Annotated in this window: 8 protein-coding genes; 2 read left to right on the top strand and 6 right to left on the bottom strand. The window is 39.1% G+C overall.

What is annotated here, in order from left to right; genetic code table 11:
- Positions 1 to 1,695 (top strand): KUP/HAK/KT family potassium transporter (locus BN52_RS02200; protein ID WP_040473318.1); only part of this gene is annotated, 1,695 nt, incomplete at its 5' end.
- A 203-nt stretch (positions 1,696 to 1,898) separates the two neighbouring features.
- Here the strand turns inward: BN52_RS02200 and BN52_RS02195 are convergent.
- The 6 genes from BN52_RS02195 to BN52_RS02170 all read right to left on the bottom strand — a co-directional run bounded on the left by BN52_RS02195 (position 1,899) and on the right by BN52_RS02170 (position 10,561).
- Positions 1,899 to 3,848: a M13 family metallopeptidase gene (locus BN52_RS02195; RefSeq protein ID WP_008472498.1), complete on the bottom strand. Its 1,950-nt coding sequence runs from the start codon at positions 3,846 to 3,848 to the stop codon at positions 1,899 to 1,901.
- 92 nt (positions 3,849 to 3,940) lie between these two features.
- Positions 3,941 to 5,158: an MDR family MFS transporter gene (locus tag BN52_RS02190; protein ID WP_008472497.1), complete on the bottom strand. Its 1,218-nt coding sequence runs from the start codon at positions 5,156 to 5,158 to the stop codon at positions 3,941 to 3,943.
- A gap of 97 nt (positions 5,159 to 5,255) precedes the next feature.
- A complete protein-coding gene (locus BN52_RS02185) occupies positions 5,256 to 6,551 on the bottom strand; it encodes a carboxylate--amine ligase (RefSeq protein ID WP_008472496.1) in 1,296 nt (431 codons plus the stop codon).
- Between the two features lie 22 nt (positions 6,552 to 6,573).
- Positions 6,574 to 8,523 (bottom strand): asparagine synthase (glutamine-hydrolyzing), encoded by a 1,950-nt coding sequence (gene asnB / locus BN52_RS02180; protein WP_008472495.1) that lies wholly within the window; start codon positions 8,521 to 8,523, stop codon positions 6,574 to 6,576.
- Positions 8,524 to 8,628: 105 nt separating this feature from the next.
- Positions 8,629 to 10,023, bottom strand: coding sequence for a metallophosphoesterase family protein (locus tag BN52_RS02175; RefSeq protein WP_008472493.1), 1,395 nt, complete (start codon positions 10,021 to 10,023; stop codon positions 8,629 to 8,631).
- Positions 10,024 to 10,075: 52 nt separating this feature from the next.
- Positions 10,076 to 10,561 carry a hypothetical protein gene (locus BN52_RS02170; protein ID WP_008472492.1) on the bottom strand — a complete coding sequence of 162 codons (486 nt, stop codon included), beginning with the start codon at positions 10,559 to 10,561 and terminating at the stop codon, positions 10,076 to 10,078.
- A 179-nt stretch (positions 10,562 to 10,740) separates the two neighbouring features.
- Between BN52_RS02170 and BN52_RS02165 the strand changes: the two genes are divergently transcribed.
- On the top strand, positions 10,741 to 11,023 hold a 283-nt coding region (locus BN52_RS02165; RefSeq protein ID WP_198324380.1), incomplete at its 3' end, for a DNA-3-methyladenine glycosylase I.

The following is an 11,023-nucleotide window of genomic DNA, read 5'->3' as shown; positions in this document are numbered from 1 at the left end:
GGAGGAGCCGCAATTTTAGCGGATGGTACCCTTACACCAGCGGTTACGGTTACAACCGCCATCGAAGGATTAAAGGGTATGGAATTTGGTTCTGGAAACGTGCCCGTTGATAATCAGCAAATGGTAATTATCATTACCGTTGCTATCCTGCTAGTCCTGTTTTTAATTCAAAGAATGGGTACTAGCATTATAGGTCGGGCATTTGGACCAATCATGTTTATTTGGTTCACTTTCCTTGGTGTGATCGGTTTAATGAATATGGCCGGCGACTGGTCAATTTTGGAAGCGATCAACCCAATCTACGCCATTAAATTGCTCTTTAGTCCAGACAACAAGGCCGGATTATTCATTTTAGGATCCATCTTCTTGGCAACGACTGGTGCCGAAGCCCTTTATTCTGATGTTGGTCACGTTGGTAAGAGCAACATCATCGGTTCTTGGCCATATGTTTTTGTCTGCTTGTCCTTAAACTACTTCGGACAAGGTGTTTGGATTCTTAAGAACCCTGATTTCAAAGCTGTTGGTGAACTTAACCCCTTCTTTGAAATTATTCCGCAAAATATCCGTTTGGCAGCTATCATCTTAGCTACGATTGCAGCCATCATTGCTTCTCAAGCTTTGATTACTGGTTCCTTTACTTTAGTAGCTGAAGCCAGTGGTTTGAAGTTCTTGCCAAGAATGAACATTATGTACCCTTCTAACGAAAAGGGACAAATCTACATCCCTGCCGTTAACAAGATGCTTTGTGTCGCAACTATCGCATTGGTTTTATTCTTCCAAACTTCAGCACACATGGAAGCAGCCTATGGTTTATCAATTACGATCTCAATGTTGATGACCACGATTATGCTCTACGAATGGCTAATCAAAGAAAAAGTGCCAATGATTTGGAACTGGATTTTCTTGATTTTCTTCGGCTTCTTAGACGTGATGTTCATGATCTCCAGTTTGAGCAAGTTTACTCACGGTGGTTATGTATCCTTGGTTATCGCTGGCCTAATCTTGGCTGTAATGTACGTTTGGTACTACGGTAACAAGATTCGTGACAAGCGCGAATCACGCAACGCCTACGTTCGTTTGGATGAATATACCGATATGTTAACGGCGCTCAGCCACGATGATGAATATCCAACTTACGCTACTAACTTGGTTTACACCGCCAAGGTTAAGTACGGTAAGTTCATTAAGCGTGAAATCCTCTACTCAATTTTGGATAAGCGTCCAAAACGTGCTAAAGCCTACTGGTTTATCACGGTCAACGTTACTAACGAACCATATACTGCAGAGTATTCAGTAAATACTTATGGCACTAAGAACGTAATTAACGTTCAGCTATACCTAGGATTTAAGAAGCAAACCAGTGTTAACGTCTACTTGCGTCAAATCGTTCACGACTTGATTGCGGACGGCACGATTGAAGCTCAGCCACAAGAATACACCACTACTCCTGGTCGTGACGTTGGTGACTTCTCCTTCGTTATCGTCAATGACGTAATTAGTCCACAAACGCAATTAGTTAGCTATGAAAAATGGCTAGTAGAAGCTCGTGTTTGGTTGCAAAACCTATCTTCCAATCCAGCTTCTTGGTTTGGCTTGGAATATGCGGACACCATCGTCGAACACATTCCATTGATCCTAGGACGGCAAAACACCAACTCAATTAAACGAGTTGCACCTAAAAATGAAGTAAAATAATTCAATTTTGATTGCTATCTTTTGATGGCAATCTTTTTTTATTGCAAAAACTAGCTTTTGCAATAATTAGAGCAAGTTTTTCTTTCCTTTATGTCAAAAACGTCATTTTTGATATTTTTAGTAGTGTTATAGGTAATCTAAACAAAAAAATGTTGACCGAACTACTTTACGTAGTCTGATCAACATTTTTTCTTTATCAAATATTACCAAATGTGAACCCGTTTTTCAGGATCTAACCACATACCATCGCCTGGCTTAACGTCAAAGGCTTCGTAGAATTCATCTTGGCATTGTGATTGTACGTTGGCACGTTCTGGACCAGGGGCGTGCACATCGATGGCAACAAGCGTCTTGATTGATTCAGTCAATTGCTTGTTAGCCCATACACGAGCAAAGTTTTCAAACAACTTCTTCATGTCGTCGCCTTCATCCTTAGCAGCTTGAACAGCAGCAGTTAAACCACCTTGGTCAGCAATGTTTTCGGAAACGATTTGCTTACCGTTCAAAACTACTGGACCATATTCGATACCATTGAACAATTCAATTTCGGCTTGCGTACGCTTCTTAAATTCAGCGTAGTCTTCATCAGTCCACCAGTTAACCATGTTGCCCAATTCATCGAATTGTGCACCGTTGTTATCAAAGGCATGAGAAATTTCGTGAGCAATAACAACTCCGATACCACCGAAGTTTGAAGCACGATCTTGTTTCAAGTCGTAGAATGGTGCTTGCAAAATTGCTGCAGGGAAAGTTAAATCGTTACGTTGTGGGTCATAGCAGGCATTTACTAAGTTACCTGGCATCAACCAAACAGTCCGATCAACTGGCTTATGCAATTTTTCAAGGTTGTATTCACGCTTCAAGATAGCGGCTGCTCTCAAGTTAGAGAAGAGCGATCCACCTTCGCTAGCTGGTGTTACTTGTAGTCGGTTGTAAATGTCTTCGATCTTATCAGGGTAACCAACCTTCAAGATCAAAGCTCTCAACTTCACAATAGCTTTATCCTTAGTTGCTTGTGAAAGCCAATCATTATTGCGGATTCGATCTTCGTAAACGTTCAACATCCGTTGAATCATATCGAGCACATCAGCTTTAGCATCAGCACCAAAGTAAGTTTGACCGTAGTATACGCCGACAACTTCACTAAAGAGACCATTTGCCAAGTGGTAAGCTTGCTTGTCGCCAGAAGATAATTCTGGTTGACCAGATAAAGCTTGAGAGAATGGAAAGGCTGCTTCACGGAATTCTTGTGACAAAGCACTTGCTGCACCGTTAATGAACTTAACAAGCATCCAACCCTTAATTTCATCAAAGGTTTCTTCGTTAACCAAGCTTTCGAAGTTATCCAAGAAGCGTGGATCCAAAACGATTAATTTTTCAGGTTCTTCACCAAGAGCATTAAGCAAGAATTTCTTAATATCGAATGACTTAAACTTAGCTTCAAAATCTGCTAATGAATATGGGTTGTAGCTTGCTGGGTAATCTGCCCATTCTTCAGATGACTTAACTACCTTAGCCAAGCGCGCATCAAATTTAAGCGCATCAGCAGCGTATTCCTTAGCTTGATCTTCAGCAACACCAGCCAATTTCAATAAGTTAACGGATTGCTTTTCTAAAATTGCAAGTAAGTCTTTAGCACCTTCAGTTTCATAAGTCTTAGTATCTGGTAAGAAAATATCAGGATCAGTAAAGCTTACCACGTTAACCTTGGTATTCTTCATATCAGCGTCAACTGCGAAATCAAATGGCAAAGTAAAGGCTGCTTTAGCAAGATCAGCAGCTTTTTCATTAAAGTCTGCGAAATCGCTAAGGCTTTCTAATAATACCAAATCTGCCTTAACTGGAGCAGCACCATCAGCATTACGCTTCTCAAAGTCGCGAGCTAACTTATACAATTCAACTGCCTTAGCAAAGTTAGGCACATCAGGCAAGTCCTTCTTACCATCAGCAAAGGCAGCAAAGTCTTCCATCAAGTGTTTTTCAACATTGAGGTCGATACCATCAAATGAACTGATACGAGAACGATCTGATGGAATTACTGCCTTTTCAAGCCATTCTGAGTTAACGGCTAAGTATAAGTTATCTTGTGGGCGAGTACCAACCTTAGGTTGGATAATATCTCCAGCACCACCACGAACTGCTAATTTATGCATAAAAGTCCCCCTTTTAGCTTAAAGATATAAATTAAATTAACATAATTATATCATTTTAATTCAGAAATGGCTAAATAAAATTTTCGTATACTTTAATTATAAAGCGTTAACACCTTGCGTAGCTTTAAGTAAACTGGGATCACTAACACGATCATCAGGAAAATTACAATTGCTGCGACCCAGAAAAATGGAATATACCCTGCACGGTCAATAATCATCCCCCCGAACAACGGTCCTAAAGCACGTCCTAGGCCACTCGCCACCATAATTGAGCCTTGATACTTTCCCTTACTCGATAGTGGTGATAAGTCATTGATATAAGCTGGGATTGCTGGAAAAGCCGTAGCTTCTCCTAAGGTTAGCACGGTCATCGATAAGGCAAAATGGAAGAAATCCTTGGCAAAAACTAAAGTGACAAAAGAAATTGAGAACATTAAAATGCCAAATACCAGTTGATGGAATAGATTCTTAAATAATCGTGGGAACTTAGCCAAAATCATCTGCATGATTACAATAATTGTCGCATTCAAAGTCCACAACAAGCTATACATATGGAATGGGATTCCTAAGGAAACCATATAAACTGATAAGTTTGATTCCCAGTTCATATACATTAGCCATGTAATGCCTAAAGTTGCTAAAAAGCACATGCTCATAATAAAGTTATTCTTTGGCATTGGCTCGTATTTAGTTTTAGCTCCATGAGGATTCTGACTCATTCGTTGCTTATGAAAGGCAATGATTGGACGATAATTGATCACTGCATTGACAAAGGCAAAAGCAAATAGCATCCCTGCAATTACAAACAACAAGGTAATTGAATAGTCATACAAATAACCTACAATCAACGTTCCTGTAACCACGCCAAGATTCTGAGCAAAGTACAGAATATTGAAAACATAACGACCCGGATGCCGTTTCAAACTAGTGGCGATAGAATTGATTAAGGTCCCGTTCCAACCTCCGATAAAGCCCAAGATCGTTAGCCAGACCCAATACTCTGGCCAGCCATGAAATACTGCCATTAAGAATAGCACTGCCCCATCAATTGCTAAACCACTAACAACCAACGGATATGGGTTATAGCGATCATATAGCCTACCAGCAATAATCGAGCCAATGATATTGCCCATACAATTGAAAAACAGTACTACCCCAATTAGCGACAAACTAATGTGTAACTGCTTATTCAAGTAAACCGAAGTCAATGGCCAAATAAAACTAGCTCCTATCCAAGTGGCTAATTGCGAAAGCACCAACCAGCGCAACTTAATTTCAGGTATTTGCTTTTGCGTTTTTGCTTGTATCATTCTTTCTTTTTCCCCCTTTTCTACTACTAAAAGTCTAACAAAAAATAGTCAGGATCGCATAGATCCTAACTATTTAAATTGGTTTCTTTAGTAAAAACTATTTACTTTCAAGTTTTGCCATCTTTTCAGCTTCAGCTTGGAAATATTGTCCCTTATTAACTTGGTAGTACTTCTTGTATCTTGCGTAATAGTTATGGAACATATACTTCATTAACAGCCAGCGCTTAAAACTGTGATCCTTGTCATAAAAGACGGTTGTGCCGTAGCGACCTTCATGAACTAACTCTTCCGCAATTCGCTTAGTTTCGTTTTCATAAGCATATTCTTTAAAGATTTTAACTGGAACGCCAAGCCACATAACATGCTTCGACTTCAACTTATTGCCGTAAACTGTATCTTGTTCTTTTAAGCTATCTTCAACGTAGTCGTCGACGTACCACTTAGCCAAGTTATAGCCATTCAAAGTTACATAAAAACTTGATCTTCCTTGGCGAAGGTTAATTTCAAAGAACTTGTATTGACCATCTCGCGCATCATATTTGATATCGAAGTTGGCCATTCCCGTATAGTTCAATTTTTCTAGGAAGGACTGAACTTGTTCATACAACTTTTCATTGTATTCTGGCAAAATAGCCATGTAATTTCCAATTGATTGTGGAGTCGGATCTTCCAATAACGGATGCCCCATGCACATCATTTTTACTTGATGATTTTTATCAACATAGGCATTCAATACGCGCATGTTTGAATCATCACCAGGAATAAAGTCCTGCAAAATCAAATCGGCCTTGTAGCCATTGGTATAAATTTTACCTACGATATCAACTAATTCAGCTTTATCATGAATCGTAAAGGCTTTTTTACGACCTTCAAATTGAACATCCAACCAAGAAACCGGATCTTCTGGCTTCAATTCAACTGGATAGTCGAATGGGAAACTTAAATAGTTTTCTTGCTTGTAATCATCCATAGTAATGATCTTGGTTTTAGGATATGGCAAACCATATTGTTCAGCAATTTCGTAGAAACCTTCTTTGGAAATCAACTTTTTAAGCAAATCATATTCAATATAAGGTACTATGAACACCTGACTCAATTCATCCTTGTGCTTTGCAAGCAATTCGGCATAGCCATCGCCACAAGCGATCAAGATGACTGGTTCTTCGTGATTGCAGTAAATATCCATTTCCTTGCGCATCACTTCAATAAAGGTAGGATCTTCACTAAAACCAGGGTGCAATTGAACATCAACAATCTTTGAATAGCGCGTTGCTGCCAATTGGGTGTCAGCTAAAGCTTTTACTCTAATTCCGTACTCTTCGTTAAACGATCGAGCCATTCCATAAACGTTTATATCGCTACCAAGTAAAATTGGCGTAAACTTCTTCGACATTTTTACTAAATAAACCCCTAACTTATACTAATTTGCCTTGTTTAATCAAAGCGGCAATTTCAGGTTGGACATGTTGATACTTTTCAACGGTATTCTTGTAGTCGACAAAGAATAATTTGTACCAAACCAAGAAAGTGTAGATTGCCCAAATTTGACGACGGTGTGAGCCATCTCCTTCATAATTATCTTCAAGCAACTTAACGATCTTCTTTTGATCAAAAATATCATTGACGAAGTCTTCATCAAATAATTCATGAACTTGCTTGTAGAAACGTGGTTCTTGAAGCCATTGCTTGATTGGCGTTGGGAAACCTAATTTTGGTCGCTTAGCCCATTCATCTGGCAAAACCTTTTCGGCTGCCTTACGCAAAGCATACTTAGTATCATGATGGTTTACCAAGTAAGCCGTTGGAATTGAATTAGCTAATTCTGCAATCTTACGGTCAAGGTAAGGTACTCGCAATTCCAATGAGTGCGCCATAGAAATCTTATCCGCCTTTTGTTCAATATCGTTAAGCATGAAGTGGTGCAAATCGATATATTGCATCTGCTTAACGGCATCTACATCCTTAACCTTCTTAAAATCGCGTTGGTAGTTGCCATTTACCGTCAACTTGTTGCGGTAAGTTGGTTGCAAAATACTGTTAGCATCGCTAGAAGTGAAGATCGTTGGGTAGTCCATATCATAGATAACTGATTGACCAACATAAAATTCGCTTGGTTCAGCTAAGTTGGTGTAAAGGTGCACCTTCCCTGGGAAATTAGGCATCTTCTTAATCTTGTGTGCCAATTTTACCCGCTTATTCTTAGGTAGCTTCTTCAGCTTATCAGTGAAGACCTTGATTACTTCATTGTGCGTATGCATCCCATAGTTGACATAACCAGCGAACAATTCGTCGGCTCCTTCACCTGACAAGGCAACCGTTACATGCTTACGTGCCAACTTGCAGAGATACCATAACGGAATAATTGATGGGTTAGCATCTGGTTCATCCATATGGTATTGCATTTCTGGGAAATCGCGCATGGCTTCATCCGCATCAACCTTATCACTGAAGAAGTGCCAGCCATTAATATCAGACAATGCTTTAGCCTTGGATGCTTCATCATAAGTTGAATCATCAAAGCTAATAGAGAAGACCTTATCTGGATTAAGCAATGAGGTTAAATATGATGAGTCAACCCCTTCAGATAAAAAGGCGCCTACAGGAACATCGGCATTACGGTAAAGATCAACCGTTTCTTGCAAATCTTCGTTGATTTTCTTAACCGTTTCTTCAAAGCTAAGGTTGTTTTCCTTGTATTCTGCATCCCAGTATTGGTGCATCTTCATTTCGCCATCTTTATATTCGAACCAATGACCAGCAGGGAAGCGATATACACCCTTAAAGAAGGTTTCTTCAAGATCGTTGTATTGGTTCATCAAGTATGGCTTAACGGCTTCGACATTCAATTCCTTCTTGAAGCCAGGATATGGCAAGAAACTCTTCAATTCTGATCCAACCAAAAGATGACCATCTTGGTTGCTGTAATATAATGGCTTAATTCCAAAGAAGTCCCGTGCGCCATAGAGCGTCTTAGTGTTGTCATCCCAGATGAAGAAGCCAAACATACCACGAACTCGCTTCAATAAGCCATCCATGCCCCATTCTTCATAACCATGAAGCAATACTTCAGTATCGGCTTTAGTTGAAAAAGTATGACCAGCTGCGATCAATTCTTCACGCAATGGCTTAAAGTTATAGATTTCACCATTAAAGATGATTGCTCTAGTGTTATCTTCATTATAGATTGGTTGACTACCGCCACGAAGGTCGATAATTGAAAGTCGTCTAAACCCTAAAGCCACTTGATCATTAGTATAAATACCATCTGAATCAGGACCACGGTGTTTAATCGTTGCCATCATCTTACCGATTACGGCTTGCTTTTCGTTTATCTTTGGATCATAAAACGCTACAATTCCGCACATATAAAACTTCCTCAAATCTCTCTAAATCATCGTTGTTAAATGTAAGTTAACTTTTTTATTATAAGCTATCAACTTGTAAATACCAAATCGCTAGAAAAATCTTAACTAAATAAAAAATATTCGTCTTCGTGAGCTTGCTCCATAGCCAAACACCTGCAAACGATGCTTAACTAAATCGACATTGACCAAATAGCCGGCTGCTTCAGTTGCCGTATCAATCTGGCGATTCCAGGTTTTATTATATTTGGTCGTGAGCGAATGATTAGGTCCCATCAAGGCTGAGCAATTAAAAATAATGTACTGTATGCCATTGATCCGGAATTGATCCTCGCGATGGCGATGGCCACAGAAATAAGCCACAATTCTCGCATCTTTAACCTTGGTAAAATCAAAATCATTGCTTAAGCGAAATTCTGGTGGCACATCATGACTTGAATGCATTTTGCCTTTTTCGCGCTGATTAAAGGCTACTAGCAATTCATGCAATGAACGACCATTAAACTTTAAGGCATTACCACCCTTGCGATTAATCGGATTAGCATGGCTTAAGAAGATAATCTTCTTGTTGCTCGAATGCGTTAAAATTTCAATAATTTCCTCAATTTGATCTTCACGTACGCCTAAAACCAGCTTGGTATCATAGCGTTTTTTACCATGAGCATCAAGGATATATGGTACATCTGACGTGTTAATCGCGATCACGCGTAGATCGCCAAAATCGTAGTAACAAACGCCGTGTTGCCGTGAAATATAGTGAATGCGTGCTTGGTTGTACATCCCTGGCCACATGATGTTATCAAATTCTTTTTCTGGAAAAGAGGCACTTAAATCGTGCATTTCATCGAATTTGTCATTTTCATCATGATTGCCTTTAACGATTATATATGGCACAGTTTTGGAACGAAAAGCATTACGAATCTTCGTTAGCTCGCTTTCGCTAATCAAACCAGCATCAGAGCCATCGATCCAATCGCCTAAATGGACTTTCAAAGCAACAGGCGCAATCTGATCAAGGTAAGAGAATTCTTTTACGTGTTGCAAGCCATTCCAGCCATAGTAATCCATACTATTTTTATTTTTAAAATGCGTATCGGTAATTACGCTAAGGGTAACTGAATTGTCACCTTTTCTAATATGAGGCTCAACATCTTGATAAAAGTCCCGCAAGTATTGTTCTACCAAATAACGTCGTCCAGTCTTAACGTTTCGAAAAGCACGATAGTGACCAAGATCCGGATTAAACCGACGCTCATATTCGGGAGCTAGTTTTTTAGTACTTTCAGGACTTAAAGCCTGATGCAAAATCCCCTTGTCATCTTTATAAACAGTCAAAGTATAGTTTTTACCGTTAGGCGTATCTTCGTCAGCACCAACCTGATATTCGCCAACAGTCATATATTTCTGGAGCGGGTCGATCAACGTATTGGTCTTAATCAATTTTCGTTGTTGTCTACTCGCTACTTTCTCAATCAACCCTCTACTGAATCTCAAAAACCCCATTATCTCGCCTCAAAGACAAACAAAAAGCCGGTCTTGACCGACTTTGAGAAAACTATGCGTTTTTTGCCAAAGCATGCGCAGCCAATCCCAAAGACAAAACTGCATCTTTTGATAAAACTTCATGCAAGTCTTCAGCAGCAATTGCTTGAACGGCTCCGATTACCTTAAGACTGTATGTCAAAACATGGTAATCCACTTCAGCATTGTAAAGATCATCTTGATATGGATCTTCGTGGTTATAGGTCAAGTTAATTTCATTTTTATCAACATAACCATCCACATGGTTAGTTAAAATCCGATCATGTAAATCTACCAAATTATTTGAAAGTTGCAATAAAGCCAGCTTATGATCGCTTTCTGCTTCATAGTATTGTTCTTGCGTCAAATCAAAGTAATCCTTGATTGGGTTATTCAAAATGCCTAATTGATCGATCACTTTGTAAACAGCTTCGGCATCAAAATTTTGTTCGCCACTTAAAATTTTATCTTGTGATAAGGCTAAATCATCAGCCAACATCATGGTTTCTAGCTTCTCCATGCTCGCCCTCCTCAAATTCACTATACATTATAACAAAAACTACTATCTTTGCTTGAATTATCACTACAAAAAATATTTTTTTAACTTTTTTGATCGAAAAAAAATAATTTTTTGCTTTTTTTGCGTATCTAATTATATAGAGGGTTTTTACAAAAATACAAAGAAAGAGTGATATAACTATGTCCACAAAAATTCACAATTTTGCAAATTTACGTTGTCCTTGGGGCCAAACGCGCAGTGAACTGCTCCAAAACTTTCATGATCATGAATGGGGAAAAATCACGCTCAATGATCGCTACCTGTATGAAATGCTGGTTCTGCAGCTATTTCAATCTGGTTTAAATTGGCCAGTAGTTTTGAACAAGCGTGAGAATCTCCGAAAGGCTTTTAAAGATTTTGATCCACGAGCTGTGGCTAAATTTTCAGCAAGCGATGTTGAACGCTTAATGAACGATCAAACGA

The sequence above is a fragment of the Lactobacillus gigeriorum DSM 23908 = CRBIP 24.85 genome (assembly GCF_000296855.1).
GTDB classification, from domain to species: domain Bacteria; phylum Bacillota; class Bacilli; order Lactobacillales; family Lactobacillaceae; genus Lactobacillus; species Lactobacillus gigeriorum.
Note: the sequence above shows the minus strand (reverse complement) of the source record. Positions and strands in the feature narration are given on the sequence as shown.

Excerpts from the sequence above, each read along its gene's own strand:
- BN52_RS02175 (WP_008472493.1), bottom strand. The coding sequence starts at position 10,023 with ATGGGGTTTTTGAGATTCAGTAGAGGGTTGATTGAGAAAGTAGCGAGT.
- BN52_RS02195 (WP_008472498.1), bottom strand. The coding sequence starts at position 3,848 with ATGCATAAATTAGCAGTTCGTGGTGGTGCTGGAGATATTATCCAACCT.
- BN52_RS02170 (WP_008472492.1), bottom strand. The coding sequence starts at position 10,561 with ATGGAGAAGCTAGAAACCATGATGTTGGCTGATGATTTAGCCTTATCA.
- BN52_RS02190 (WP_008472497.1), bottom strand. The coding sequence starts at position 5,158 with ATGATACAAGCAAAAACGCAAAAGCAAATACCTGAAATTAAGTTGCGC.
- BN52_RS02185 (WP_008472496.1), bottom strand. The coding sequence starts at position 6,551 with ATGTCGAAGAAGTTTACGCCAATTTTACTTGGTAGCGATATAAACGTT.
- asnB (WP_008472495.1), bottom strand. The coding sequence starts at position 8,523 with ATGTGCGGAATTGTAGCGTTTTATGATCCAAAGATAAACGAAAAGCAA.